Here is a 26,282-nt window from a genome sequence, read left to right as displayed (position 1 = left end):
GCAGCCAACAGGAATATCGAACAAAGAGGCGAAAATAGCGGCGCGCTGACGTCTGATCGTCATTTCCCGGGTTGATGGAAGGCACGCCCGATGCGCAGGAAATTGCCGAGCATGGCGTGGCCATATTCCGTCAGCACCGACTCCGGATGGAACTGCACCCCGAATGTCGGGTGCTCCCGGTGGGCAAGCCCCATGATCTCGCCACTGTCGGAGCGGGCCGTTACGGTGAGCGACGCATTGTCCTTGTCCGCAACGACAATCAGCGAATGATAGCGCCCCGCCTTGAACGGGCTCGGCAAGCCCTTGAAAACGCCCGTTCCGTCATGCTGGATCAGGGACGAGCGGCCATGCATGGGTTCCTGCGCCCGCAGGACCGTGCCGCCGAAGGCCTCGCCGATGCATTGGTGGCCAAGGCATATGCCGAGAATGGGAATGCTGCCGCTGAAGGCTTCGATGATGGCGAGCGACTGCCCCGCTTCATGCGGCCCGCAGGGACCCGGCGAGATGACCAGAGCCGCGGGTTGCAGCGCTTCTATGTCGGCAACGGTGATTGCGTCGTTGCGCACGACGCGTGTTTCCTCGCCGAGCTCGGCAAAATAGCGCGCCACAGTGAAAACGAAGGAATCATAATTGTCGATGATGAGGATCATGAGCCGGCATCTCCGGCCATGTCGAACACATCGAAAATCCGCGCCGCCTTGTCCAGCGTCTCCTGATACTCCGCCGCGGGATCGGAGAGCGCCGTGATGCCGCCACCTGCCTGGAACACCGCCTTGCCGCCCTGGAACAGCACGGTGCGGATGGCGATGTTGGTGTCCATATTGCCGTTGAAACCGAAAAAGCCGATCGAGCCGCAATAGACACCGCGCGCGACCTCTTCCATCTCGGTGATGATTTCCATCGCCCGCAGTTTCGGCGCACCGGTGATGGAGCCGCCGGGAAAAGCCGCACGGATCAGGTCCGGCAGTGATTTTTCGTCCGCCAGACGCCCGGTGACGACCGACACCAGATGATGCACGCTGGCGTAGGATTCCAGCCCGCACAGCACGGGCGTGAGCACGGAATGGGGATTGCAGACCCGCGACAGATCATTGCGCATCAGATCGACGATCATCAGATTTTCGGCGCGATCCTTTTCAGAAGCACGCAGGGTTTCCGCATGCCGCCGGTCGATATCCGGGTCGGCCGAGCGCGGCACCGTGCCCTTGATCGGCCGTGTCTGCACCTCCCGGCCCCGAACGGAAAGAAACCGCTCCGGCGAACTCGACGCGATGACCAGATCATCGTGCTCCAGATAGGCGGCAAATGTCGCGGCATTGCGCTGGCGCAGCGCCTTGTAGAAGGCCCAGACGGGATAGTTTTCGGGAAGATCGGCGATAAAGCGTTGCGCGATATTGGCCTGGAAAATATCGCCATCGAGAATGTATTCGACGACTTTCGCCACCGCCTGCATATAGGCTTCGCGCGTGAAATTGGATTGCCAGATATTGCGCGCAACGCGTGGCCGCGCGGGGGCTTGCGTGTTCACCGGCTTCTCGAGCGCCGCAAGAAAGACATGAGCGCGTTCGGCGGCACGCCTTTCATCCGCCTGTTCGGGCAAACCGGACGAGACGAGCCAGACCCGTTGCGTCAGGTGATCGAAGGCAAGGACGACATCGTAAAAACTCCAGATGGCATCGGGTACTTCGCCTTGAGATTGTTTGAGAGGTTCGGGAAGATTCTCCAGCAAACGTCCGAATTCATAGGAGAAATAGCCAATAGCCCCACCATGAAAGGGTGGAAGATCAGCCTGATCCTCCAGCCGGTAGAGTTCGAGATAGCGTGAAAGCGCTTCCAGCGGGCCGAGATCCAGTGGCTGATCGTTCCAGCTGGCCGCACCATCCCGGACCGCCAGCGTGCCGAAGGGATCGGCAGCCACGTAGGAATAGCGGCCAAGCTGGTCGTGCCGCATGGCACTGTCAAGAAAGCTCAGCCCGCCGAACGGCTTCAGGCGTTCGGCAGCGTCGACTGGTTCCAGCCAGGGGATTTCACGGATGTGCATCCGTTGTCAGCCTTTCACGACCATGCGTCTATCCGCTCTTGCGGGTGGAAAGCAGGATACTTGTCTCGGTCAGGGTGATTCCGTCAATATGCCTGATGTCACGCAGCGTGTGATCGAACGCTTCCAGCGTCTCCACCTCGATCTCCGCAACAATATCCCAGCGACCGTTGGTGGTATGCAGCGCGCGAATTTCGGGAAATCCCTGCAGGCGGCGGATGACCTTTTCCGCACCCTGCCCGGCCACTTCGATCATGGCGATGGCGCGAACGCCATAAACGCCGGCGCCCGCCTTCAGCGTCACGGTAAAACCCTGAATGGTGCCATCGGTGGTCAGCTTGTCGACGCGGGCCCGCACTGTGGCGCGCGAAATGCCGAGCAGCGTTGCCATCGACGAGACGGGCATGCGGCAGTCATCGCGCAGCAGTGACAAGAGGCGGCGGTCAAGATCATCCATGTCTGTTCCAATTTGTACAATTGAGATGCGCAAACTGCACATTAAGCAGCGCATTTCTATCAGGATGCTGTCTATTTGTCACCGTCTCGGGGTGGCAGTATACTGGCTGCGCCGGTGAATCCCCCGGCTTCATTTGATTGACCATTCAAACGCGAAAGTGGCGCTTGTTGATGAACATGCTCAGCAACTTTGAGAACGACCCCAAACAGAAATTGACGATCGTCGGCGCGCCCATCGAGGAAGGTGCCGGTCGTCTCGGCGCCCTGATGGGCCCGGCAGCGCTGCGCACCGCCGGTCTCATCCGCACTTTGGAAGAGATGGGCCATCCGGTCGACGATCATGGCGATCTTCGCTTGCCGCAGACCCTGCCAGCCGTTGCGCCCGTCACCGGCCTTGCTCATCACATCGAAAAGATCGCCGCATGGTCGCGCATGCTCTGCGTTGAAACCTATGAGGCGATGAAGGACGGCAGTTTTCCGGTCATTCTGGGCGGCGACCATTCGCTGTCCATGGGCTCGGTCGGCGGCATCGCCCGCTACTGCCAGGAAAACAACCGCGAACTGTTCGTGCTCTGGCTCGACGCGCATTCCGATTTCAACACCCCGGCAACCTCGCCCTCCGGCAACATGCACGGCATGTCCGCAGCGCTCCTGTGCAACGAGCCCGGCCTTGAAGGCGTGTTCGGCGACGAGCCGCATGGCCTGATCAAGCCGGAAAACCTGCATCTCTTCGGCATCCGCTCCATCGACACGGTCGAGCGCAAGCTCCTGCGCGAACGCGGCATCGACGTCATCGACATGCGCCAGATCGACGAGTTCGGCGTGGCCAAGCTGATGCGCCGCATCATCGAGCGGGTGCAGAAGGCCAATGGCATCCTGCATGTCAGCTTTGACGTGGATTTCATCGATCCGTCGCTTGCGCCGGGTGTCGGCACGACGGTTCCCGGCGGCGCCACCTACCGCGAAGCCCATCTCGTGATGGAAATGCTGCATGATTCCGGCGTTGTCGGCTCGCTCGACATCGTCGAGCTCAATCCGTTCCTCGATGATCGCGGCAAGAGCGCCATGCTGCTCGTCGATCTCGTCGCCAGCCTGTTCGGCCGGCAGATTTATGAACGGCCCGCCGTTTCAGACCAGAGCACCACGGCGCTCAACGTATAAGAAAATTGGCAAATAGGAGGATATTTTGCTGCAAACAGCCGCCCAACTGATTTCGACCGAGTCCCGTCTTGGCGCTCACAACTACAAGCCGCTTGATGTGGTTCTGTCGCGCGGTGAAGGCGTGCATGTCTGGGATATCGATGGGAACCGCTATCTCGACTGTCTTTCAGCCTATTCCGCCGTCAACCAGGGCCATTGCCATCCCAAGATCCTGGCGGCCATGACCGAACAGGCGTCAAAGCTGACGCTGACCTCGCGCGCCTTCCGCAACGATCAGCTGGCCCTGTTCTACGAAGAGCTGGCAACCCTCACCGGCTCGCACAAGATCCTGCCGATGAACAGCGGTGCCGAAGCCGTCGAGACCGCCATCAAGGCCGTGCGCAAATGGGGCTACGAGGTCAAGGGCGTGCCGGAGAATGCCGCCGAGATCATCGTCTGTTCCGATAATTTCCACGGCCGCACCATGGGGATCGTCGGGTTCAGCACGGATCCGTCCGCCCGCGAGAATTTCGGCCCGTTTGCGCCGGGCTTCAAGGTCGTTCCTTTCGGCGATATCGATGCCTTTGCAGCGGCATTGACGCCCAATACCGTGGCGTTCCTTGTCGAGCCCATCCAGGGCGAGGCCGGCGTGAAAATCCCGCCGAAAGGCTATTTCTCCAAGGTGCGCGCGCTCTGCACGCAGAACAACATCACGCTGATCCTCGATGAAATCCAGACCGGCCTTGGCCGCACCGGCGCCCTTTTGGCGGAAGAGCATGAGGCGATCGAGGCCGACGTGACGCTCATCGGCAAGGCGCTCTCCGGCGGCTTCTATCCCGTCTCCGCCGTGCTGTCGAACAGCGATGTGCTCGGCGTTCTGAAACCCGGCCAGCACGGCAGCACGTTCGGCGGCAATCCGCTGGCCTGCGCCATTGCCCGCGCCGCGCTGCGTGTTTTGACCGAAGAAAACATGATCGAGAATTCGCGCATCGAGGGCGAATATTTCCTGCAGCAGCTCAAGGGTATCCGCAGCAATATCGTGCGCGAAGTGCGCGGCCGCGGCCTGATGCTGGCCATCGAGCTACATCCGGAAGCCGGCGGTGCCAACCGCTTCTGCTACGAACTGAAGGAACGCGGCATTCTCGCCAAGGACACCCATGGCGATACGATCCGCATCGCGCCGCCGCTGGTGATCAAGCGCGATCAGATCGATTGGGCGCTGGAACAGTTCAACGAAGTGCTAACCAGCATGAATTGAGGCCTAGGGGGTTCAACACCCCCCTCTGGGCTGCCGCCCATCTCCCCCACAAGGGGGGAGATCAGCTTTCACAGCTATTTCAATTAATCTTCAACATTGAAAATAAGGCGAAACCATTGATGCCGATTTGATCTCCCCCCTTGTGGGGGAGATGTCCGGCAGGACAGAGGGGGGTGAAATACTTACATCCTCACCCGCTCCGCCTTCGGATCGTACATCGGCGTGAGCGATGCCAAGGCTTTCACGCGCTCTCCGGCGATCTCGATCTCATAGCTTGACGCCAGCACCTGTTCGGTGCTTTCGCCCCGGCAGGCGACGTAGCCAAGCCCGATCGCACCGCCGAGATAATGGCCGTAATTGCCTGAGGTGATCGTTCCGACGATTTCGCCATCGCGCACGATGGCTTCATTGTGGAACAGCAGCGGCTCGGGATCGGCAAGACGGAACTGCACCAGCCTGCGGTCCAGCCCGTTTTCCTTCTTCTGCAACACCGCATCACGCCCGATGAAATCGCCCTTCGTGGTTTTGACGGCAAAGCCGAGCCCTGCCTCCAGCACATGGTCTTCGTCGGTGATATCATGGCCGAAATGCCGGAAGGCCTTTTCGATCCGGCAGGAATCCAGCGTGTGCAGGCCGCATAGTTTTAGACCCAACGCCTGACCGGCCTCCTCCAGCGCCTCGAACACATGGGCGGTCTGGTCCGACGCGACATAAAGCTCCCAGCCGAGTTCGCCGACATAGGTGACGCGGTGGGCGCGGGCGAGGCCCATGCCGATCTCGATTTCCCGCGCGGTGCCGAAGGGATGACCCGCATTGGAAAAATCGTTGGGGCTGATCCTTTCGATCACCTCGCGGGATTTCGGCCCCATCAGGCACAGCACGGATTCGGCCGCCGTCACATCGGTGATGACCACGAATTCGTCCTTGAGATGCTTGCGCATCCAGGCGAGATCGCGCTGCAGGGTGGCGCCGGGAACAACGGCAAAGAATGCCGTCTCCGACAGGCGCGTGATGGTCAGGTCGCTTTCGATACCGCCGCGATTGTTGAGCATCTGCGTGTAGACGATGCGGCCGGGTTCGACATCCAGCTGGTTGGCGCAAAGTCTTTGCAGGAAAGCCAGTGCATCGCGGCCCTCGACGCGGATCTTGCCGAACGAGGTCATGTCGAACAGGCCGACGCCGTTGCGCACCGCCAGATGTTCCGCGCGCTGATTGTCGAACCAGTTCTGCCGCTTCCAGGAATAGCGGTATTCGCGCTCTTGCCCGTCATTGGCGAACCAGTTTGCCCGTTCCCATCCGGCCACTTCGCCGAAAACGGCACCGCGTGCCTTCAGATGTTCATGGATGGGCGAACGGCGGATATTGCGGGAGGTCGCCATCTGCCGATAGGGAAAATGGTCGGCATAGAGCAGGCCAAGCGTCTCGGAGACGCGTTCCTTCAGATACCGCCGGTTCTTCTGGAACGGCTGGGCCCGGCGGATATCCACTTCCCACAGATCGAACGGCGCTTCGCCATCGTGAATCCACTGGGCCAGCGCCATGCCGGCGCCACCTGACGATGCGATGCCGATGGAATTGTAGCCCGCCGCCACCCAGTAACCACCGAGTTCCGGTGCCTCGCCGAGATAATAGCGATCATCCGGGGTAAAGCTCTCCGGGCCGTTGAAAAAAGTGTGAATGCCCGCCGTGCCGAGCATCGGCATGCGGTTGACGCCCATTTCGAGGATCGGTTCGAAATGCTCGAAATCCTCCGGCAGTTGATCGAAGCAGAAATCTTCGGAAATGCCGTTCATGCCCCACGGCTTGGCCACGGGCTCGAAGGCGCCGAGCATCATCTTGCCGGCATCTTCCTTGTAATAGGCGCACTCATCCGGGACACGCAGCACCGGCAGGCGGCCGAGCCCCTGGATGGCCTCGGTGACGAGATAGAAATGCTCGCAGGCGTGCAGAGGCACCGTCACGCCCGACATGGACCCCAGATCACGCGCCCACATGCCCGCGCAGTTGATCACCACATCGGTCTCGATCGTGCCCTGTTCCTCGCCCCTGGCCCAGGAAACGCCGGATACCCGGCCGTTCTTCTTGTGAATGTCGGTGACTTTCACGTTCTCGAAGATTTTCGCGCCGCGCTGCCTTGCGCCCTTGGCCAGTGCCATGGCGATATTGGCGGGATCGCACTGCCCGTCCAGCGGCAGATGCACCGCCCCGACCACATCCGATATGTTAAGATGCGGGTACATCTCCTTGACTTCCTGTGGAGAAATCTCCCGCACATCCACATCGAAAGCACGCGCCAAAGAAGCCTGGCGATAGATCTCGTGCTTGCGTTCCTCGGTCAGCGCCACGGTGATGGACCCCACCTGGCGCATGCCCGTGGCCACCTCGGTTTCCGCCTCCAGCTTGACGTAGAGATCAGCGGAATATTTGGCGAGCCGCGTCATGTTCTGCGAGGCGCGCAGCTGGCCGATCAGCCCGGCCGCATGCCATGTGGTGCCCGAGGTCAGCTGCTTGCGTTCCAAGAGAACAATGTCGGTCCAGCCCAGCTTGGCAAGGTGATAGGCGACGGAACAGCCGGAAACGCCGCCCCCGATGATGACGGCTCTGGCCTTGGCCGGAAGAGAACTCATGCGCGGATTCTTTCGTTAGCGGGGTCCCAGAGCGGCTGATCCGGATGCACGGTAGCCTTGAAACGTTCGCCGAAAATCTCGACCTCGATTTCCGTTCCGGGTTCGGTGAGTTCGGTCTTGAGCATGCCGAGCGCGATGGATTTGTCGATCCGGTGGCCCCAGCCGCCCGAGGTGGTTTCGCCAACGATGCTGCCCTGGTGCCAGAGCGTCGACATGTAGGGCGCATCGCAATCGCCGGCATCGACAGTCAGCGTGACGAAGCGCTTCTGCACGCCGTGCTGCTTTTCGCTTTCCAGTGCGGCTTTGCCGAGAAATTCCGGCTTTTCCCATTTGATGAAACGGTCGAGCCCGCTTTGCAAAGGCGTATAGTCGGTGGAAAGATCGCCCTTCCAGGCGCGATAACCCTTTTCCAGCCGCAGCGAGTCCAGCGCATACATGCCGAACGGTTTTAGCCCGTATGGCTGCCCCGCCTGCCAGACCGCATCGAAAATCGCCTGGGTATCGGCGACCTTGCTGTGGATTTCCCAGCCCAGTTCCCCGGCAAACGACACGCGCACAAGCTGGCAATAGCGACCGGCAATCTGCGTCGTCTGGTGCGACAGCCAGGATTTGCCGAGGTCCGCATCGCAGATACCGGCAAAGAGATCGCGCGCCTTCGGGCCCGTGACGATCTGGCAGGAAAACTGCTCGGTGACATTGCTGATGCTGATTGCGCTGCCCCTGGGCAGATGTTTTTGCAGCCATTCCAGATCGTGCCACTCGGCAACGCCTGCGGTAATGAGGAAAAACACGTCCTCATCGATCGCCATGATGGACATTTCGGTAACGACGCGGCCTTTGGCATCGGCGAAATAGCCAAGGCCGATGCGGCCGGGTTTCGGCACCAGACCGGTGATCAAGCCGGACAGCCAGTCGCGTGCCCCGGTGCCGCTCACCTTGAAGCGGGAGAAGCCGGGCAGATCGAGAATGCCGACCGCATCGCGCACCGCATGACACTCCTCGCGGATGCGCCGTTGCCAGGGCCCTTCCCGCGTGAATGTCTGGGTCGCCGCTTCCGACGTGTCGTCGCCGGGCTGCGCATACCAGTTTGCCCGCTCCCAGCCATTATAGACGCCGAACTGCGCACCCAACCCGGTCACGCGCGCATGCAGCGGCGACAGCTTCTTGTTGCGTCCCGCAGACCAGGTGTGGCGCGGGAAATGGATGGCGTATTCATGGCCATAGACTTCCACGCCCTTGGCGACACTGTAGTCATGGTCGGCAAAGGCGGTGAAGCGGCGCGGATCGCAGGACCACATATCCCATTCGGTCGCGCCCTCCGTCACCCATTCCGCCAGAACCTTGCCTGCCCCACCCGCCTGCGCGATGCCGAAGGTGAAAACACAGGCTTCGAACGCATTGGGCACGCCGGGCATCGGCCCGATCAGCGGATTGCCATCCGGTGCATAGGGAATGGGGCCATTGATGATTTTCGACAGACCGGCCGTGCCAAGGATCGGCACGCGGGCGATCGCATCGTTCAGATACCATTCGAGCCGTTCAAGATCGTCGGGAAACAGCTGGAAGGAGAAATCATCCGGCATCGGATCGTCTGGGGTGGCCCAATGCGCCCGGCAATTGCGCTCATAGGGGCCGAGATTCATGCCGTTCTTTTCCTGCCGGAGATAGTAGGACGAATCCACATCGCGCAGCAGCGGCAGCTTGTGGCCCTGCTCGCGGCTCCATGCGGCAATCTCGGGGATTTCATCGAACAGCAGATATTGATGGCTCATGACCATCATCGGCACCTCGCGGCCGAACAGCCTGCCGATTTCCTGCGCCCGGTAACCGGCGGCATTGACCACATATTCACAGCGGATCTCGCCCTGCGGCGTCGCGATCACCCATTCGTCACCGTCGCGCCGGGCGCCTGTCACCGGACAGAAACGGATGATCTTTGCGCCCATGTCGCGCGCGCCCTTGGCCAGCGCCTGCGTCAGCTGGGCCGGATCGATATCGCCATCGTTCGGATCGTACAGCGCGCCCGCCAGATCATGCGTCGCAATGAAGGGATAGCGGCCATTGATTTCATCGACGCCGAGCACATCGATATCCATGCCCTGATAGCGGCCCATGCTTTTGACACGCTGGAACTCGCGCATGCGTTCCTTGCCATGGGCGAGCCGCAGCGAGCCGGTGACATGGTAGTTCATGGGATAGTCGACTTCCTGCGCCAGCCGCCGGTACAGCTCGGCAGAATAGCGCTGCATGTTCATCACCGACCACGAGGCGGAGAAAGTCGGCACATTGCCCGCCGCATGCCAGGTGGAGCCCGATGTCAGCTCGTTCTTCTCCAGAAGCACGCAGTCGGTCCATCCCGCCTTGGCCAGATGATACAGCGACGAGACGCCGACCGCCCCGCCGCCGATGATGATGACCCGCGCCGACGTTGGAAATTCAGACATGCATAGTCTCCCGTGGTCTCATGCTGTGGTTTTGCTGCCCGGTCATGCCCGGGCGATTTCATCGAGGTACCACTGGATGTACCGCAACTCGTTGTGTTCCATCGGTGCGATGGGCCCCGGCACGAAGTAGTGCGAGCGCACGCCGCGCGCCGTGTGTTCGATGATCGTCTTGTCCTCGGCCGTGGTCACCTTCCACAGCCATGTCAGCTTTTCCAGATCGTAATCCCGGCCCTCCTCGGCATCGCCGCGCACCAGCCAGATCAGCTCCATCTCGCAGGTATCGGCTGTCTTCGGAATGAAACGATAAATCATGCCGTGATCGGGGTAGCACACGAGGAAACTCGTGCCGCCAAGATGGATGGAGGTCACGCCGCCGTCGAATTCGGTGAAACGGCCCATCAGCGGGCCGACGGGCGAGCCGTCCTGGCTGCCGCTCGATACGCCGTCATAGAGCGCATAGCGGAACGTGTGAATCGTTTCATTGCCTTGCGCGGAGCTCTGCCAATGGTCGCCTGTGGCGATATCAATACCAAGCGCACAGGTGCGCTGCTCCATCCGCGCATTCAGCTCGGTGATTTTTTCCAGCGGTTGCTCAAGCGCATGGGTCTGCGAATATTCCGGATGGGCCGGGCCGCAGTGGTAGCACTCGACGTAATTTTCCACGGCCAGTTTCCAGTTAGCATCCACCGGATAGGTCTCGCGGTGCGCCACCTTGGCATCGGCCCAGCCATACTGCCCGCAGGTCGTGCGCAGCGACTGCTCGATAATGTCGAAATTCAGCGGTTCGTCGGCAAAGCAGATGAAGATCAGCCCTTCGGCCACCCGTACATGCAGCTTTTTCAAGCCATGCGCGCTGCGGTCGAAGTCCCGCGGCATCAGCCGTGCCGCGCGCAGGCTGCCGTCATTCATGTAGGTCCAGGCGTGATAGGGGCAGACGAAGAAGCGGGCATTGCCCTTCTGCTGGGTACAGACCTCGGCGCCGCGATGGCGGCAGACATTGAGAAATGCGTGGATCGCGCCATCCTCGGTGCGCGAAACGATCACCGCCTCCGAGTCGATCTTGAACAGCTCGAAATCGCCCGCATTGGGAATGATGCTGGCATGGCCGATGCAGTGCCAATGGCGGCGGAACACCCGTTCCATGTCCCGGGCATAGACATCCGGGTCCATGTAGAAAGCGCGCGTCAGCCCATGGCCGGGCCGGTGGTCCGCAATCATGCGGTCGATCTTGTCGCCTGCCGGTGCAACGCCAGCCAATGCCTGTTCCGCGCCCATGTTAGCCTCGCTCAAAAAGAGTGGTCCCCCGACGCGCTCCCTTGTTTCCCGGATGCGTCGCAGATTAGAATGATTCCGCATTGGGCGCCGTTCAAGCGATGGTTGCTCATCAAGACATGAATTATTCTCAACAGTCTGTTTTACAGGATGCCGCCCGATGATGTCGAAGCCCCGAATACCCCCGCTCGGCTCGTTGCGCGCGTTTGAAGCTTCGGCCCGTCTCTTGAGCTTTCGCCTGGCGGGCGATGAGCTTGGCGTCACCCAATCGGCCATCAGCCACCGCATTTCCGAGCTTGAGGCGATTCTCGGGGTAAAACTGTTCGAACGCCTGCCGCGCGGCGTGGCGCTGACCGATGCCGGGACGCTGTATTATCCCTATATGCGCGATGCCTTCGAAAAGATCGCCCGCGGCACGGCGCTGATCAACCGGCTGGGCACGACGGATGATCTGGCGATTGAAACCTATGCGACCTTCGCCATCCGCTGGCTCATTCCGCGCCTGACCGACTTCCGCAAGGTCAACCCGAACCTTGCCATCCGCATCGGCACCAGCCAGCTCGACTGGGAACTCAATATCGACAGTTCCGATATCGGCATCATCCACACGACCCGGCCGGAGCGGATGAACCTGCATTACCGGCTGCTTGTCAAAGCCGAGATGTTTCCGGTGTGCAGCGCGGCGGTTGCGGCGCGGATCGCGGGCGACACCGAGGCAAAGGCACTCAACAAGGTGCCGCGTCTGGCGCTCTATACCGCGCCGGAGGACTGGGGCACGTGGCTCGATGCCGCAGGGATTGCCGATAGCGGCCAGGCGGTGACGCTGAAGTTCGACACCTACCTCGCCGCCCTGCAATCGGCCCTCGATGGTCAGGGACTGGCCATCGCGCCGGGCTTTCTCGTCGCCGACGATCTGAAGGCGGGGCGTCTGGTGGCACCGTTCGCGCTGAAAGTCCCGCAACCCAGTGCATGGTACATGATCTGCCGCAAGGAGCGGGTCAATGAAGCGCGCATCCGCCAGTTCGAGAAGTGGCTGGTGGAGCAGTTCGAGGCTGCATAGGCTTGTGCGTGGTTCGACAAGCTCACCATGAGGGAAGTTGCATTTTGCAAAGCACTGGATTCCCTCATGGTGAGCTTGTCGAACCACGCACGGTGCTCTTGCAAACCTACTTCCTCTTAATCCCGATCGATTTTCCAACCCGCGCCGGAATCCCGAGCTTCGCATGGGCATCCCGGTAAAACGCAAGCTTTGGCAGCACGTCCTCCGGGAACGGCACAACCTTCGGGCCGTTCATATCCACATGCAGTGACAGAACTTCCGACGTCGCGGCAACCCAGCCATCGACGTGAATGATTTCGTTGTAGGTGTGCAGACGCTTGCCGTCGAAATCGATGAGCTGGCTGGTTACCGTCACCAGATGGTCAAGATGGATCTCCTGCACGTAGCAGATATGAACCTCCGCCGTGTAGATCGTCAGCTTGCGTTCCGCCGCATATTTCGGGCCAAATCCCAGTTCGGCAAGGAATTCGTCGCCGCCGCGGTCGAACACCACGTTGTAATAGGCCATGTTCAGATGGCCGTTATAATCGATCCATTCCTTTTCCATGGCTATCGGAGCGGAGCGGTACAAATCACCTTCTGGCATGCTGGTATTCCCCTCATTGGTAAAACTCGGCGGCATTTGAACCATGGCAGCCGCCCGTCCACTGTGTCAAAAACGACTGATAATGGCGGCTGCCTAACGATTGGCTGCCGCGCGCAGGCTGCTCGGCGGCTTGCCTTCAAACGTCCGGAACGTACGGGCGAATGCGGCAGCGGATGAAAAACCCGTACGCGCGGCGATATCGGCCAGCGGGGTTTTGGTGTCGGTGATCAGCCGCCGCGCGATCTTCAGGCGCAGCCGCAGATAGTAGCGGCCGGGTCCCTCGCCCACGGCCTTCGCAAAAATTTTTTCCAGGCTGCGGGCGCTGAGACCGCAGCGTTTGGCGATCGCACCGACGGTGAGCGGCGCATCGAGATGCCCCTCCATGAGCCGAATCGCCGTGGCGAGTTTCGGATGTACGCCGTCGAGCCGCCCCAGCGAGACAAGCGGCTGGGCAACATTGGATGCATGCGCTTCGTCGTAGATGAAGACGCTCGCCACATCGAGCGCCACGGACATGCCGCAGCGCGAGCGGATGAGATGCAGCATCAGGTCGAAGGTCGGCGACGCGCCGCCCGTGGTGAAGACGGGCCCATCGATGACATAGCGGTCCGGCCGGATATCCGCCTCGGGAAATTCGGCGGTGAATTCCTCCATGTCCTCCCAGTGCGTTGTGGCACGCCGTCCCCGCAGCAGCCCCGCCCGGCCAAGCAGCCATGACCCCGCCTCGATGCCGCCGATCATCTGGTAGTGATGCATGGCGCGGCGCAGGCCGGCGGTGAAGGTGGTGCGCGAAATATCCGATGTGCCGAAGCCGCCGATCATCAGCAGCATGTCTGCCTTGTCAGCCGGATCGAACGCGCCGGAGACGGCAATCGGCAGCCCGCAGGTGGTGATCGCCGGGTTGCCATCCAGCGACACGATCCGCCATTTGAACAGGGTGCTGCCCGAGACGCGGTTGGCGGCGCGCATGGGATCGATGGTCGATGCCACGCACATCAGCGATGCGCCGCTGAAGACGAGGACCGTCACATCAAGCGTTTTGGTGTTGGGCAAAAAGAGGGGCGACGTTTCGCTATTCATCAAATCAAGTTCGTATATTGCAAAGCATGCATTTGCAACAGCTGCATGATTTGCCCAACGAAAAAATGGGAGCAAAGCAATGGGACTCACCCCCAATCGCGACGTATTCATCACCTGTGCCGTCACTGGCGCTGGCGACACGACAGGCCGGTCCGACAAGGTTCCGGTCACCCCGCGGCAGATCGCCGACGAATGCATTTCCGCCGCCAATGCCGGTGCCGCGGTGGCGCATATCCATGTGCGCGATCCGAAAACCGGCAAAGGATCGCGCGATGTCGCGCTCTATGCGGAAGTGGTCGAGCTGATCAAGGCATCGGGCGTCGACATGGTGCTGAACCTGACCGCCGGCATGGGCGGCGACCTGACGCTCGGCAGCACCGAACAGCCGATGCCGCCCTCACCTGTTGGAACCGATATGGTCGGCGCCACCGAACGGCTCGTGCACGTGGCCAAGCTGCGCCCGGAAATCTGCACGCTCGATTGCGGCACGATGAATTTCGGCGAAGGCGATTACGTCATGACCAACACGCCTGCCATGCTGAAAGACATGGCGGCGCAGATCAAGGCGCTTGGCGTGCGCCCGGAAGTCGAGATTTTCGATACCGGCCACCTGCTGCTGGCCAAATGGCTCTATGACCAGAAGCTTCTGGAAGACCCGGTCATGGTGCAGCTCTGCATGGGCATTCCGTGGGGTGCGCCCGACGATATCAATACGCTTTTGGCGCTGACCAACAACCTGCCCGCCAACTGGACGTTTTCGGCCTTCTCCATCGGCCGCAACCAGCTGCCCTATGCCGCCATGGCCATGCTCGCCGGCGGTAATATCCGCGTCGGCCTCGAAGACAATATCTGGCTCGACAAGGGCGTCCTTGCCACCAACGGCCAGCTGGTCGAACGGGCCGTGAAGGTCGCCGAGGGCATCGGCGCCCGCATTCTGGGACCGGACGAGGTTCGGGCCCGCATGAAACTGACAAAGGGCTGGTGAGATCATGAGCGTCATTCGCAAAGCGGCAGCCGTCGGCGGCGGCGTCATCGGTGCGGGCTGGGTTGCCCGTCTCATTCTCAACGGCATCGACGTCTCGATCTTCGATCCGGACCCGGAGGCGGAACGCAAGGTCAGCGAGGTGATGAAGAATTCACGCCGCGCCTACAAGACCATGGTGCCCGGCGGCCTGCCGCAAGAGGGTAAACTCACCTTCGCCAAGACAATCGCCGAGGCTGTTGCCGGTGCCAATTTCATCCAGGAAAGCGTGCCGGAACGCCTCGACCTCAAGCACAAGGTGCTGGCGGAGATCGACAAGCATGCGGCGGTCGATGCCATCATTGGCTCGTCCACGTCAGGCATCCTGCCGTCGGACATGCAGACATCGATGCAGCATCCCGAGCGCCTCGTCGTCGGCCATCCCTACAATCCGGTCTATCTCCTGCCACTGGTTGAAATCGTCGGCGGCAAGCTGACCTCGCCGGAAGCCATCGAAACCGCGCGGGAACTCTATGCCTCCATCGGCATGAAGCCGGTGGTCATCCGCAAGGAAATCGAAGCCTTTGTCGGCGATCGCCTGCTCGAAGCCGTCTGGCGCGAAGCGCTGTGGCTGATCAAGGACGACATCACCACCGTCGAGGAACTCGACGATATCATGCGCTATTCCTTCGGCATCCGCTGGGCGCAGATGGGCATGTTCCAGGTCTATCGCGTGGCGGGCGGCGAAGCCGGCATGCGCCACTTCATGGCCCAGTTCGGCCCCTGCCTTTCCTGGCCGTGGACCAAGCTGATGGACGTACCCGAACTCACCGATGAACTCGTCGACAAGATCGCCGCACAGTCCGATGAACAGGCGCATGGCCTGTCCATCCGCGAGCTGGAACGCATCCGCGACGACAATCTCGTCGCGATCATGGATGCCCTTTCGCGCCAGAACAAGGGCAAGGGCTGGGGTGCCGGTGCGCTCTACAAGGATTACACCAAGCAGTTGTCGAAACTGGCACAGAAGCCTGCGGTCTCCAAGGCGGCTGAAAAGGCCAAATCCACCAAACCCAAGAAGAAGGCTTAAATCATGGATTTCGGTCTTTCGGAGGAGCAAAGGCTGATTGTCGAGACGACGCGGGCCTTTGTCGAAAACGAGCTCTATCCGCATGAGGCGGAAGTGGAGCGCACGGGAGTCCTGCGCAAGGAGCTTGCGGACGAACTCAAGCAGAAGGCGATAGCAGCCGGTCTTTATGCGGCGAACATGCCGGAATCCGTCGGCGGTGCCGGTCTCGATACCGTGACGTGGCTGCTGTATGAAAAGGAGCTTGGCCGCGCCAATTATGCGCTGCACTGGTCCTGCGTCGGGCGTCCGTCCAACATCCTGCTCGCCGGTACCGACGCGCAGAAGGAAAAATACCTCTATCCCTGCATTCGCGGCGAAAAGTCCGATTGCCTCGCCATGACGGAACCGGGCGCCGGTTCCGACCTGCGCGGCATGAAGGCGACGGCCGTGGAAAAGGGCGGTGACTGGGTCGTCAACGGCACCAAGCATTTCATCAGCCACGCGCTGGAAGCGGATTTCGTCATCCTCTTCGTGGCGTCCGGTGAGGAAGACACGCCGCGCGGCAAGAAGAAGAAAATCACCGCCTTCTTCGTCGACAAGGGCCATCCTGGCATGACGATCCGTGAGGGGTATCGCAACGTCTCGCACCGGGGTTACACCAATGCCATCGTCGAATTCGACGATTGCCGGCTGCCTGCCGATGCCATTCTTGGCGAGGTTCACAAGGGATTTGAGGTTGCCAATACCTGGCTCGGTGCCACACGGCTGCAGGTCGCGGCCACCTGTCTCGGCCGGGCGGAACGGGCGCTTGGCCATGCCATCGAATATGCGGCGCAGCGCGAACAGTTCGGCCAGCAGATCGGCAAGTTCCAGGGCGTCTCGTTCAAACTCGCCGACATGGCAACGGAGCTGAAGGCCGCCGATCTCCTGACCTTCGAGGCGGGCTGGAAGTTCGATCAGGGTACCGTCACCGATCAGGACATGGCCATGGCCAAGCTGAAGGCCACGGAAATGCTCGCCTTCGTCGCCGATGAGGCGATCCAGATTCACGGCGGCATGGGGCTGATGGACGACCTGCCGCTTGAGCGCATCTGGCGCGACGCACGCGTCGAACGCATCTGGGAAGGCACATCCGAAATCCAGCGGCATATCATCTCGCGCGCCCTGCTTCGCCCGCACGGAGCGTAAGTGATTATGCGGTCAGGTTGTACCCCCCTCAGGGCTGCCGCCCATCTCCCCCACAAGGGGGGAGATCACATTGGCATGAATGCTTTTGCACAACAGGAAACGTTTCAAATTTCGCAGAAACGGCAATGCTGGCTGATCTCCCCCCTTGTGGGGGAGATGTCCGGCAGGACAGAGGGGGGTGTCTGACACATGCGCGCACTCGACCGTCTGCTCCGTCCCAAAACCATCGCTGTCTTCGGTGGCCTTCAGGCCGCCGAAGTCATCAAGCAATCGCAGAAAATGGGGTTCTCCGGCGAGATATGGCCGGTCCACCCGAAACATGACGAAGTGCTTGGCCTCAAGGCCTACCGCTCCGTTGCGGATCTTCCCGGCAGTCCCGACGCTGCCTTTGTCGGCGTCAACCGCTTTCTGACCCTCGATATCGTCAGGCAGTTGCGCGAACGCGGCGCGGGTGTTGCCGTCTGCTACGCCTCTGGGTTTCTTGAAGCTGGCGCCGACGACGCGGATGGCGCACGCCTGCAGGATGAACTGATCGCGGCGGCGGGCGACATGCCCATTATCGGTCCGAACTGCTATGGCCTGATCAACTACTGCGATGGCGCCCTGCTCTGGCCGGATCAGCATGGCGGGCGCAGGCTCGCCGCCGATGAGCGCGGTGTCGCCATCATCACGCAATCGTCCAACATTGCCATCAACATGACCATGCAGACGCGCGGATTGCCGATTGCTCACGTGATGACGGCAGGCAATCAGGCGCAGACCGGCCTGCCTGACATGGCCATTGCCCTGCTTGAGGATGAACGGGTCACGGCGCTGGGCCTGCACATCGAGGCGTTCCAGTCGGCGGCGAAATTCGAAGCTTTGGCAAAACGGGCGCGGGAACTGAACAAGCCCATCGTTGCCATGAAGGTCGGACGCTCCGCGCAGGCGCGCGCCGCCACGGTGTCGCACACGGCCTCGCTGGCCGGATCGGATGCGGCGTCGGATGCATTCCTGAAGCGGCTCGGCATTGCCCGCGTCAATTCCATCGCCTCGTTCCTCGAAACCTTGAAACTGCTGCATGTGCACGGGCCGCTCGATGGCGATACGCTGTGTTCCATGAGCTGTTCCGGCGGCGAAGCCTCCGTCATGGCCGACAGTGCCGAGGGGCGAAGCATCCACTTTCCACCGCTCACACCGGAGCATCGCGCCAAGGTCAAATCCACGCTGGGGCCGCTGGTCGCCGTCGCCAACCCGCTGGATTACCACACGTTCATCTGGAACAACGAACCGGCGCTGACCGAGACTTTCACGGCCATGGTATCCGGCGGTTTTGCCCTGAGCTGTCTCGTGCTCGATTTTCCGCGCAAGGACCGCTGTTCCGATGTCGACTGGTGGTCGACGGTGCGCGGCCTTGAATCGGCCCTCAAAACCAACAGGGCCAAGGGCGCCATCGTCGCCTCGCTGCCGGAAAATATCCCGGAGGCGTACATGGCCGGGCTGATGGCGCAGGGCATTGCACCGCTCTGCGGCATCGCCGAAGCATTCGACGCGGCCGAGGCCGCCGCCTTCATCGGCAAGGCATGGAAGACACCCCTTGCTCAGCCGGTCGTCTCCCCGGAAATCCGTGGCACGGACGAACAGGCGCCCGACGAAGCCGCCGCAAAGGCTCTTCTGGCGAAGCATGGCCTGCCCGTGCCCTTGGGCTGGCGCTGCCAGACGGTCGACGCCGCGATTGCGGCTGCGGAGGACCTGACATTCCCGGTTGCGCTCAAGGCGCTCGGCGTTGCGCACAAATCCGAGCACAATGCCGTGCGGCTCAATCTGCGCGATACGGACACCGTGCGCGCAGCGGCAACCGACCTGATTGCCATCGGCAGCGGCCTCTATGTCGAGCGCATGGTGACCGACGCCGTTGCGGAACTGATCGTCGGCATTGTCGATGATCCGCAGTTCGGGCCGCTGATGACCCTCGGAACCGGCGGCGTGCTGGTGGAACTGCTGCAGGACAGTGTCACGCTGCTGCTGCCCTCCAGCCGTGCGCAGATCGAAGCCGCCCTTCGCTCCCTGCGCATGTTTCCGCTGCTCGACGGTTATCGCGGCAAGCCGAAGGCTGATCTGGATGCGGCGCTGGACGCCATCCTTGGCATTGCCGGATTTGCGGTCAAGAATGCCGGCCGGATCGTTGAACTCGATATCAATCCGCTGCTTGTATGCCGCAGCGGCCAAGGCGCATGGATCGCCGATGCTTTGTTGATCACCAGGGGAGAGCTGCATGAATGATGTTGTCAGGACGCGCCGCGAGGGCGGTATTCTTGAAGTCACGCTGGACCGTCCGAAGGCCAATGCCATCGACCTGAAGACCAGCCGCCTGCTCGGTGAAACGTTTCAAAAGTTCCGTGACGATCCGGAGCTTCGGGTCGCGATTGTGCAGACTGAAGGCGACAAGTTCTTCTGCGCCGGCTGGGACCTCAAGGCCGCCGCAGGCGGCGATGCCGTGGACGGCGATTACGGCGTCGGCGGTTTCGGCGGGCTGCAGGAAATGCGCGATTTCAACAAACCTGTCATTGCCGCGGTCAACGGCATGGCGGTGGGCGGCGGGTTCGAACTCGCCCTCTCCTGCGACCTCATCTATGCCTCCGACCATTCGAGCTTTGCCCTGCCTGAGATTCGCGCGGGCACGCTGGCCGATGCCGCAACGGTGAAACTACCCAAGCGCATTCCCTACCACGTCGCCATGGACCTGCTTCTGACCGGCCGCTGGATGGATGTCGCCGAGGCGCACCGCTGGGGGCTCGTCAATGAGGTCCTGCCCAAGGACAAGCTGATGGAACGGGTGTGGGAAATCGCCCGGCTTCTGGAAAGCGGCCCGCCGCTGGTGTTCGCCGCCATCAAGGAAGTGGCGCGCGAAGCGGAAGACATGAGCTTCCAGGACGCGATGAACTGGATCACCAAGCGCAAATTCCGCACGGTTGACATGCTTTATGCTTCGGAAGACGGTCAGGAAGGATTCAAAGCCTTTGCCGAAAAACGCGATCCCGTATGGAAGGGCAGATGAGCACGGATTATTCAGTCCTGATCGACGCGGAAACCTGGGCCTTCATCGAGCGGACGAACAGCTTTTATCCGCCCGATGCCGTCGACTATACCGTCGCGCAGCAGCGCGACGTCTACAACACCATGTGCAAGGCCTTCTTTGCCGGCTACCCTGCGGGCATCTCGGCAATGGATCGTTTCATCGAGGCCGATGGCGGCACGATTCCGGTGCGTCTCTACGACAAGGCAGGTAGCAATCCGGAAGCGGTATGCCTCTATTTCCACGGTGGCGGTTTTGTCGTCGGCGGTCTCGACAGTCATGACGATGTCTGCGCCGAGATTTGCGAGGCCACCGGCTTTCACGTCATCGCGGTCGACTATCGCCTTGCGCCGGAACACGCGCATCCCGCCGCCTTCGAGGATTGCCTTGCGGCATTCGAACACGTGGCGGCAACATCCAGCCTGCCGATTGTCCTGTGCGGTGACAGCGCCGGCGGCAATCTGGTGGCAGCCGTGTCGCACCATGTGCGCCATGGTGATCGCGCGCCGATCGGCCAGGTCATGATCTATCCGGGACTGGGCGGCGCGCAGGACCAGGGGTCTTACCTCACCCATGCGGAAGCACCGATGCTGACGACGCGCGATACCGCCTATTATGCGAAAATCCGAAGCGGCGGCCGCGACTGGTCGACCGACCCGCGCTTTGCCCCGCTGGCCGATACGGATTTTTCTAATCTGCCCGATACCGTCGTGATCTCGGCCGAATGCGATCCGCTTTCCGACGATGGCAGGCAGTATTGTCAGCGCGTCACAGCGGCGGGCGGCAAGGCGATCTGGAACAATGAGCCCGGCCTCGTGCACGGCTATCTGCGTGCCCGCCACAGTGTTACGCGCGCGCGCTCCAGTTTCCGCCGCATCTGCACCGCCGTGCATCTGCTGGGTCAGGGGCGCTGGCCGGGCCAGCTTTAAACCCGATTTTGCAGTTTTGTGACGCAGATCAATTCCCGGCGCTTGCCATGCGCCGGTTCTTGACCGCACCTTCCAGCCAGCCCAGCTCCATTTCCGGAACCGATGACAGCAACAGGTCGGTATAGGCATCGAAGGGCGGCTTCAGCACCTGCGTTTTCGGACCGTAGCGCACCACCTCGCCGCGATACATCACGGCGATGGCGTCGGCGATGGATTTCACCGTCGCAAGATCGTGGGTGATGAAGAGATAGGCGACATGTTCGTCCGCCTGCAGATCGAGCAGCAGTTTCAGGATACCGTCGGCGACAAGCGGATCGAGCGCGCTGGTCACCTCGTCGCAGATGATCAGTTTCGGCTTGGCGGCGAGTGCCCGGGCGATGCAGACGCGCTGCTTCTGTCCGCCGGACAGTTCGGCGGGGTAGCGGTCGGCAAAGCCTTTGCCCATCTCGATCTTGTCGAGCAGTTCGGCAATGCGTGCGTCGCGCTCCTTGCCGCGCATGCCGAAATAGAATTCGAGCGGACGGCCGATGATCGTGCCGATGGTCTGGCGCGGGTTCATCGCCACGTCGGCCATCTGGTAGATCATCTGCAACTCACGCAGATCGTTGCGCGTGCGGTTGGCAAGGCGCGGCGAAAGCGTGCGCCCGTCAAAGGTGATCGTGCCTTCCATCGGCGGCAGCAGACCGGTGATGGCACGCGCCAGCGTGGATTTGCCCGAGCCGGATTCGCCGACAACCGCCAGTGTCTGGCCGAGATGCAGATCCACGGAGACGTTCTTCAATACCTTGACCAGCCCGCCGCCATAGGCCGCGGTGATGTTCTGCACCGACAGGATGGGTGTGTCAGCGCTCGTCTTTTCCTGATGCGGGATGTGATGCACCGACACCAGCTGGCGTGTATAGTCCTCGCGCGGTTCCTTGATGATCTGGCGCGTATCGCCATATTCCACCATCTTGCCGTGGCGCAGCACCATGATGTCGTCGGCCACCTGCGCCACCACGGCCAGATCGTGAGTAATGTAGAGCGCGGCTACGTTGGTGTCGCGGATGGCATCCTTGATCGAGGCAAGCACATCGATCTGCGTAGTCACGTCGAGCGCCGTTGTCGGTTCGTCGAACACGATCAGATCCGGCTCGGAACACAGTGCCATGGCGGTCATGGCCCGCTGCAATTGCCCGCCCGAGACCTGATGCGGAAAGCGCTGCCCGAAGGTTTCAGGGTTGGGCAGACCGAGCTTCTTGAACAGGCCGACGGCGCGTTTTTCCGCCTCGGCGCGCGTGGCGATCCTGTGCTGCAGCGCCGCTTCAACCACCTGGTCCATCAGCTTGCGCGCCGGATTGAAGGCAGCGGCGGCGGACTGCGCGACATAGCAGACCTCACGCCCGCGGATTTGCCGCAGGATGGTCGCACCGCCTTTGAGAATGTCGCGTCCATTGAGCAATACCTCGCCGCCGGTGATGCGCACGCCGCCGCGGCCAAATCCCATGCCGGACAGGCCGATGGTGGATTTGCCGGCACCGGATTCGCCGATCAGGCCGAGCACCTTGCCGCGTTCAACCTTTACCGAGACATTGTCGACGATCACCACATTGCGCGGCGCTTCGCCGGGCGGATAGCTGGTGGCCTCGATCCGCAGATTGCGGATGTCGAGAAGCAGGCCGGTCTTGTCCTTCGCAGGCGCTTTAGCCATTGCCACGTCCTCCCTTCAGGCTGGTGGTCCGGTTGAGAATCCAGTCGGCGACGAGATTGACCGAGATGGCGAGGATCGCAATGGCGGCCGCCGGGATCAGCGCGGCCGGGATGCCGAAGACGATGCCTTCCTTGTTTTCCTTGACCATGCCGCCCCAGTCCGCATCCGGCGGCTGAACGCCGAGGCCGAGGAAGGACAGCGCCGACAGGAACAGCACGGCAAAGATGAAACGCAGGCCAAGTTCGGCAACCAGCGGGGTCAGGGCGTTGGGCAGTATCTCGCGGAAAATGATCCAGATACGCCCCTCGCCGCGCAGCTTTGCCGCCTCGACGAAATCCATGACATTGATGTCGACCGCCACAGCCCGCGCCAGCCGGTAGACGCGCGTGGCATCGAGCAGGCCCATGACGAGGATCAGCGTGGTGACATTGCCGGGCAGGACCGACAGCACCACAAGCGCGAAGATCAGCGTCGGGATCGCCATGATCAGATCGACGAAACGCGACATCAGCTGGTCGAACCAGCCGCCGATGACGGCGGCGGCAAAACCCAGCACCGAGCCGAGAATGAAGGACAGCGCCGTCGCCATGGCGGCGATGAAGATGGTGATGCGCGCGCCGTAGATCATGCGGGAAAGCAGGTCGCGGCCGAGATTGTCCGTGCCGAGCCAGTATTTCGCCGACATGGGCTCCCACACATCGCCAACGGTTTCGCCGACGGAATAAGGCGCAACCCACGGCGCAAAGATGGCCGCGAACAGGAAGACCGCCGTGATGATCAGGCCGATCCAGGCGCTGATGGGGATGTTCTTAACATTCAGCATGGCGCGGCCTCACTTGGGATGTCTGAGGCGGGGATTGGAAACAATCGCCACGATATCAGCAATGATGTTGAGGGTGATGTAAACAGCCGCGAACACCAGTCCGCAGGCCTGCACGACCGGCACGTCGCGCTTGGCCACGTGGTCGACCAGATACTGCCCCATGCCGGGATAGACGAAGATCACCTCGACCACGACGACACCGACGACAAGGAAGGCCAGGTTGAGCATCACCACATTGATGATCGGGGCAATGGCGTTGGGGAACGCATGGCGGGCGATGATCTGGAACGGCGTCAGCCCCTTCAGCTCAGCCGTTTCGATATAGGCCGACTGCATGACGTTGAGAATGGCCGCCCGGGTCATGCGCATCATATGCGCGAGAACGACGAGCGTCAGCACCGTCACCGGCAGGGCGATGGCGCTCAGCCTTTCGCCAAGCGGCATGCCGTCATAGACGGTCGAGACGCTCGGAAACCATTGCAGGCGCACGGCGACGAAGTAGATCAGAAGATAACCGGTAAAGAACTCCGGCAACGACGTCGATGCGAGGCCGAGGCCGGAGATGATCTTGTCCACCCAGCCGTTGCGGTAGCGCACGGCCAGCAAACCCAGTCCGATGGCGAGCGGAATGGAAACCACCGCCGCCCAGAAGGCGAGGAACAACGTGTTCCACAACCTCCCCTTGAGCGACGATGCGATGTCCTGCCCACTGGAAAGCGCCGTGCCGAGATCACCGGTCAATATGCCGCCGAGCCAATGCAGGTAGCGGATATAGGCCGGATCGTTCAGCCCCATGTCACGCCGCAGGTTTTCCAATGCCTCCGGTGTGGCCGACTGGCCGAGAATGGATTGCGCCACGTCTCCCGGCAATATCTGGGTGCCTGCAAAAATCAGCACCGAGACGGCAAGGAGAAGGAGAAGGCCCATCGCAATGCGCTGGGCCACCAGTTTGAGGACGGGACCGCTCATTCGCCCCGGCCTTAGGCGTTCAGCCAGCAGCGGGACAAGGCATAGCCGCCACTCATTTCCTGATTGCCGTCCTTCACCCAGCCGCCAACCTTGGCGCTGGTGGCGTCGATGAAGTCGTTGAACATCGGCACGATGACACCGCCCTCGTCGCGCACCGTGACCGACATGTCACGGTACATCTGCTTGCGCTTGACGGGATCAAGTTCGGCGCGCGCTGCAATCAATGTCTTGTCGAACTTTTCATTGAAGAAACGCGTGTCGTTCCAGTCGGCGGTGGACAGATAGGCGGTCGAATACATCTGGTCCTGTGTCGGACGGCCGCCCCAATAGGATGTCGAGAACGGCTGCTTGTTCCAGACTTCCGACCAGTAGCCATCGCCCGGTTCACGCTTGACCTCGATCTTGATGCCGGCCTTGGCCGCGCTCTGCTGGTAGAGCTGGGCCGCATCGATGGCGCCGGGGAAGGCAACATCGGAGGTGCGCAGCAGTATGGCGCCGTCATGGCCGGATTTCTTGAAGTGGAAAGCCGCCTTGTCGGGATCGTAGGCGCGCTGCTCGATATCGTCCGAGAACAACGGATAGGCCTTGTTGATCGGGAAATCATTGCCGATGGTGCCATAGCCGCGCAGGATCTTCTGCACCATGTCTTCGCGGTTCATGGCGTATTTCAGCGCCAGACGCAGGTCGTTGTTGTTGAACGGCGCCGTGTTGCAATGGGCGATGAAGACGTAGTGTCCCTTGCCTGCCGCGTTCTGGATGGTCACACCCGGCACGCGCTTGACCAGATCGACGATCTTCGGCTCGACGCGGTTGATCATGTGCACCTGGCCGGACTGCAGGGCAGCCGTGCGGGCGGTGGCATCGTTGATGACGATGATTTCGATCTGCGCCGCATGGCCGCGCTTGTCGCCATCCCAGTAGTTGGCGAATTTTTCGCCGATGTGCCGTACGCCCGGCTCGTCCTTGACCACCTTGTACGGTCCGGTGCCGATACCGGCAGTGGGCTTGTCCTTGCCGCCGTTCGGCTGGATCATCAGATGGTAGTCATCCATCAGGAACGGCAGGTCGGCATTGGCTTCTTTCAATGTGAAAACAACGGTATCGCCGTCTTTCTTCACGCTTTCGATGCCCTTCATGACGCCGAGGGCGCCGGACTTCGAATTGGCGTCGGAGTGGCGCTCCATCGTGGCCACGACGTCATCGGCCGTCATGTCCTTGCCGTTGTGGAACTGCACGCCCTTGCGGATCTTGAAGGTCCAGACCTTGGCGTCGGGGGTTGATCCCCATTCGGTTGCCAGTTTTGGATTGAGCGTGCCGTCCGGCTAGATTTCGACAAGCTGCTCGCCCCACTGGCGGCCGAACTTGTACGGCACCTGGCTCTGCCATGTCGCGGGATCCATGCTGTCGGTCGAGGCACCGCCCTGCATGCCGGCTTTCAGCGTGCCACCCTTGACCGGGCCTTCCGCGAGGGCCGCACTGGACAGAAGTGAATTGGCAAAAACGGTGGTGACACCGAGGGCTGCTGCACGGCCGAGAAAGTCACGCCGCGACAGATGTCCGCGGGCGACCTTGCGGCTCAGATAATCGAGTTCTCTTGACATACCCATTCCCCTTTTGTTGCTTGGAACGCATGGCGT

Annotated in this window: 20 protein-coding genes and 1 pseudogene; 9 read left to right on the top strand and 12 right to left on the bottom strand. The window is 61.4% G+C overall.

The features are described 5' to 3' along the window. Positions 1 to 59 precede the first annotated feature (59 nt). From ACIQWS_RS07330 to ACIQWS_RS07320, 3 genes are read right to left on the bottom strand one after another with little or no spacing between them, the layout of a single operon-like run. Complete coding sequence (locus tag ACIQWS_RS07330) at positions 60 to 650, bottom strand: anthranilate synthase component II (protein WP_403173716.1); 591 nt, start codon at positions 648 to 650, stop codon at positions 60 to 62. Beyond that, positions 647 to 2,041 (bottom strand): aminodeoxychorismate synthase component I, encoded by a 1,395-nt coding sequence (pabB, locus tag ACIQWS_RS07325; RefSeq protein ID WP_403173713.1) that lies wholly within the window; start codon positions 2,039 to 2,041, stop codon positions 647 to 649. Before pabB ends, ACIQWS_RS07330 begins: the two co-directional genes overlap by 4 nt. A gap of 28 nt (positions 2,042 to 2,069) precedes the next feature. Continuing rightward, positions 2,070 to 2,495, bottom strand: coding sequence for an Lrp/AsnC family transcriptional regulator (locus ACIQWS_RS07320; protein WP_105732917.1), 426 nt, complete (start codon positions 2,493 to 2,495; stop codon positions 2,070 to 2,072). A gap of 176 nt (positions 2,496 to 2,671) precedes the next feature. Between ACIQWS_RS07320 and rocF the strand changes: the two genes are divergently transcribed. Both rocF and rocD read left to right on the top strand, forming a co-directional pair. Then, positions 2,672 to 3,655, top strand: a complete 984-nt coding sequence (gene rocF / locus ACIQWS_RS07315) for an arginase (protein ID WP_403177568.1) — start codon at positions 2,672 to 2,674, stop codon at positions 3,653 to 3,655. Between the two features lie 28 nt (positions 3,656 to 3,683). Continuing rightward, positions 3,684 to 4,892, top strand: coding sequence for an ornithine--oxo-acid transaminase (rocD, locus tag ACIQWS_RS07310; protein WP_403177564.1), 1,209 nt, complete (start codon positions 3,684 to 3,686; stop codon positions 4,890 to 4,892). A 182-nt stretch (positions 4,893 to 5,074) separates the two neighbouring features. Here the strand turns inward: rocD and ACIQWS_RS07305 are convergent, their stop codons facing one another. The 3 genes from ACIQWS_RS07305 to ACIQWS_RS07295 are packed head-to-tail and all read right to left on the bottom strand — an operon-like array spanning position 5,075 to position 11,238. Then, positions 5,075 to 7,519 (bottom strand): FAD-dependent oxidoreductase, encoded by a 2,445-nt coding sequence (locus ACIQWS_RS07305; protein ID WP_403173700.1) that lies wholly within the window; start codon positions 7,517 to 7,519, stop codon positions 5,075 to 5,077. Beyond that, positions 7,516 to 9,963 (bottom strand): FAD-dependent oxidoreductase, encoded by a 2,448-nt coding sequence (locus tag ACIQWS_RS07300; RefSeq protein ID WP_403173697.1) that lies wholly within the window; start codon positions 9,961 to 9,963, stop codon positions 7,516 to 7,518. Before ACIQWS_RS07300 ends, ACIQWS_RS07305 begins: the two co-directional genes overlap by 4 nt. A gap of 42 nt (positions 9,964 to 10,005) precedes the next feature. Beyond that, positions 10,006 to 11,238, bottom strand: a complete 1,233-nt coding sequence (locus ACIQWS_RS07295) for an aromatic ring-hydroxylating dioxygenase subunit alpha (protein WP_403177561.1) — start codon at positions 11,236 to 11,238, stop codon at positions 10,006 to 10,008. A 160-nt stretch (positions 11,239 to 11,398) separates the two neighbouring features. Here ACIQWS_RS07295 and ACIQWS_RS07290 point away from each other — a divergent pair, with 160 nt between their 5' ends. Continuing rightward, a complete protein-coding gene (locus ACIQWS_RS07290) occupies positions 11,399 to 12,295 on the top strand; it encodes a LysR substrate-binding domain-containing protein (protein ID WP_403173693.1) in 897 nt (298 codons plus the stop codon). Between the two features lie 106 nt (positions 12,296 to 12,401). Here the strand turns inward: ACIQWS_RS07290 and ACIQWS_RS07285 are convergent, their stop codons facing one another. Next, positions 12,402 to 12,881 (bottom strand): thioesterase family protein, encoded by a 480-nt coding sequence (locus ACIQWS_RS07285; protein ID WP_346306057.1) that lies wholly within the window; start codon positions 12,879 to 12,881, stop codon positions 12,402 to 12,404. A gap of 93 nt (positions 12,882 to 12,974) precedes the next feature. Further along, complete coding sequence (locus tag ACIQWS_RS07280; protein ID WP_403173688.1) at positions 12,975 to 13,964, bottom strand: GlxA family transcriptional regulator; 990 nt, start codon at positions 13,962 to 13,964, stop codon at positions 12,975 to 12,977. Positions 13,965 to 14,040: 76 nt separating this feature from the next. Here ACIQWS_RS07280 and ACIQWS_RS07275 point away from each other — a divergent pair, with 76 nt between their 5' ends. From ACIQWS_RS07275 to ACIQWS_RS07250, 6 genes are all read left to right on the top strand, one after another. Then, positions 14,041 to 14,946, top strand: a complete 906-nt coding sequence (locus ACIQWS_RS07275) for a 3-keto-5-aminohexanoate cleavage protein (RefSeq protein ID WP_105732925.1) — start codon at positions 14,041 to 14,043, stop codon at positions 14,944 to 14,946. Positions 14,947 to 14,950: 4 nt separating this feature from the next. Continuing rightward, entirely contained in the window at positions 14,951 to 16,012 is a 1,062-nt protein-coding gene (locus tag ACIQWS_RS07270; RefSeq protein WP_403173685.1) for a carnitine 3-dehydrogenase, read from the top strand. A gap of 3 nt (positions 16,013 to 16,015) precedes the next feature. Then, positions 16,016 to 17,179 (top strand): acyl-CoA dehydrogenase family protein, encoded by a 1,164-nt coding sequence (locus ACIQWS_RS07265; RefSeq protein ID WP_130269263.1) that lies wholly within the window; start codon positions 16,016 to 16,018, stop codon positions 17,177 to 17,179. A 189-nt stretch (positions 17,180 to 17,368) separates the two neighbouring features. Continuing rightward, positions 17,369 to 19,441, top strand: coding sequence for an acetate--CoA ligase family protein (locus ACIQWS_RS07260; protein ID WP_403173681.1), 2,073 nt, complete (start codon positions 17,369 to 17,371; stop codon positions 19,439 to 19,441). Further along, the gene (locus ACIQWS_RS07255) at positions 19,434 to 20,216 is read left to right on the top strand and encodes a carnitinyl-CoA dehydratase (RefSeq protein ID WP_403173678.1); all 783 of its coding nucleotides are present in this window, start codon (positions 19,434 to 19,436) and stop codon (positions 20,214 to 20,216) included. The genes ACIQWS_RS07260 and ACIQWS_RS07255 overlap by 8 nt, the downstream gene beginning before the upstream one ends. Then, positions 20,213 to 21,163, top strand: a complete 951-nt coding sequence (locus ACIQWS_RS07250; RefSeq protein ID WP_403173676.1) for an alpha/beta hydrolase — start codon at positions 20,213 to 20,215, stop codon at positions 21,161 to 21,163. The genes ACIQWS_RS07255 and ACIQWS_RS07250 overlap by 4 nt, the downstream gene beginning before the upstream one ends. 28 nt (positions 21,164 to 21,191) lie before the next feature. Here the strand turns inward: ACIQWS_RS07250 and ACIQWS_RS07245 are convergent, their stop codons facing one another. From ACIQWS_RS07245 to ACIQWS_RS07230, 4 genes and pseudogenes are all read right to left on the bottom strand, one after another. Beyond that, positions 21,192 to 22,853 carry an ABC transporter ATP-binding protein gene (locus tag ACIQWS_RS07245; RefSeq protein WP_346307279.1) on the bottom strand — a complete coding sequence of 554 codons (1,662 nt, stop codon included), beginning with the start codon at positions 22,851 to 22,853 and terminating at the stop codon, positions 21,192 to 21,194. Continuing rightward, positions 22,846 to 23,676 carry an ABC transporter permease gene (locus ACIQWS_RS07240; protein WP_288193685.1) on the bottom strand — a complete coding sequence of 277 codons (831 nt, stop codon included), beginning with the start codon at positions 23,674 to 23,676 and terminating at the stop codon, positions 22,846 to 22,848. Before ACIQWS_RS07240 ends, ACIQWS_RS07245 begins: the two co-directional genes overlap by 8 nt. 9 nt (positions 23,677 to 23,685) lie before the next feature. After that, complete coding sequence (locus ACIQWS_RS07235; protein ID WP_223615068.1) at positions 23,686 to 24,645, bottom strand: ABC transporter permease; 960 nt, start codon at positions 24,643 to 24,645, stop codon at positions 23,686 to 23,688. A gap of 11 nt (positions 24,646 to 24,656) precedes the next feature. Then, positions 24,657 to 26,246, bottom strand: a pseudogene (locus ACIQWS_RS07230) (ABC transporter substrate-binding protein). Between the last annotated feature and the right edge of the window lie 36 nt (positions 26,247 to 26,282).

The sequence above is a fragment of the Phyllobacterium sp. NPDC097923 genome, assembly GCF_044760925.1.
In the GTDB taxonomy this organism is placed as follows: Bacteria; Pseudomonadota; Alphaproteobacteria; order Rhizobiales; family Rhizobiaceae; genus Phyllobacterium; species Phyllobacterium calauticae.
Note: the sequence above shows the minus strand (reverse complement) of the source record. Positions and strands in the feature narration are given on the sequence as shown.

What these genes read in the sequence shown, in the direction of transcription:
- ACIQWS_RS07305 (WP_403173700.1), bottom strand. Translation starts at nt 7,519, where the DNA reads ATGAGTTCTCTTCCGGCCAAGGCCAGAGCCGTCATCATCGGGGGCGGC.
- rocF (WP_403177568.1), top strand. Translation starts at nt 2,672, where the DNA reads ATGCTCAGCAACTTTGAGAACGACCCCAAACAGAAATTGACGATCGTC.
- ACIQWS_RS07290 (WP_403173693.1), top strand. Translation starts at nt 11,399, where the DNA reads ATGTCGAAGCCCCGAATACCCCCGCTCGGCTCGTTGCGCGCGTTTGAA.
- ACIQWS_RS07320 (WP_105732917.1), bottom strand. Translation starts at nt 2,495, where the DNA reads ATGGATGATCTTGACCGCCGCCTCTTGTCACTGCTGCGCGATGACTGC.
- ACIQWS_RS07255 (WP_403173678.1), top strand. Translation starts at nt 19,434, where the DNA reads ATGAATGATGTTGTCAGGACGCGCCGCGAGGGCGGTATTCTTGAAGTC.
- ACIQWS_RS07235 (WP_223615068.1), bottom strand. Translation starts at nt 24,645, where the DNA reads ATGAGCGGTCCCGTCCTCAAACTGGTGGCCCAGCGCATTGCGATGGGC.
- ACIQWS_RS07330 (WP_403173716.1), bottom strand. Translation starts at nt 650, where the DNA reads ATGATCCTCATCATCGACAATTATGATTCCTTCGTTTTCACTGTGGCG.
- ACIQWS_RS07240 (WP_288193685.1), bottom strand. Translation starts at nt 23,676, where the DNA reads ATGCTGAATGTTAAGAACATCCCCATCAGCGCCTGGATCGGCCTGATC.
- ACIQWS_RS07260 (WP_403173681.1), top strand. Translation starts at nt 17,369, where the DNA reads ATGCGCGCACTCGACCGTCTGCTCCGTCCCAAAACCATCGCTGTCTTC.
- ACIQWS_RS07295 (WP_403177561.1), bottom strand. Translation starts at nt 11,238, where the DNA reads ATGGGCGCGGAACAGGCATTGGCTGGCGTTGCACCGGCAGGCGACAAG.
- ACIQWS_RS07270 (WP_403173685.1), top strand. Translation starts at nt 14,951, where the DNA reads ATGAGCGTCATTCGCAAAGCGGCAGCCGTCGGCGGCGGCGTCATCGGT.
- ACIQWS_RS07300 (WP_403173697.1), bottom strand. Translation starts at nt 9,963, where the DNA reads ATGTCTGAATTTCCAACGTCGGCGCGGGTCATCATCATCGGCGGCGGG.
- ACIQWS_RS07250 (WP_403173676.1), top strand. Translation starts at nt 20,213, where the DNA reads ATGAGCACGGATTATTCAGTCCTGATCGACGCGGAAACCTGGGCCTTC.
- ACIQWS_RS07285 (WP_346306057.1), bottom strand. Translation starts at nt 12,881, where the DNA reads ATGCCAGAAGGTGATTTGTACCGCTCCGCTCCGATAGCCATGGAAAAG.
- ACIQWS_RS07245 (WP_346307279.1), bottom strand. Translation starts at nt 22,853, where the DNA reads ATGGCTAAAGCGCCTGCGAAGGACAAGACCGGCCTGCTTCTCGACATC.
- pabB (WP_403173713.1), bottom strand. Translation starts at nt 2,041, where the DNA reads ATGCACATCCGTGAAATCCCCTGGCTGGAACCAGTCGACGCTGCCGAA.
- ACIQWS_RS07275 (WP_105732925.1), top strand. Translation starts at nt 14,041, where the DNA reads ATGGGACTCACCCCCAATCGCGACGTATTCATCACCTGTGCCGTCACT.
- ACIQWS_RS07265 (WP_130269263.1), top strand. Translation starts at nt 16,016, where the DNA reads ATGGATTTCGGTCTTTCGGAGGAGCAAAGGCTGATTGTCGAGACGACG.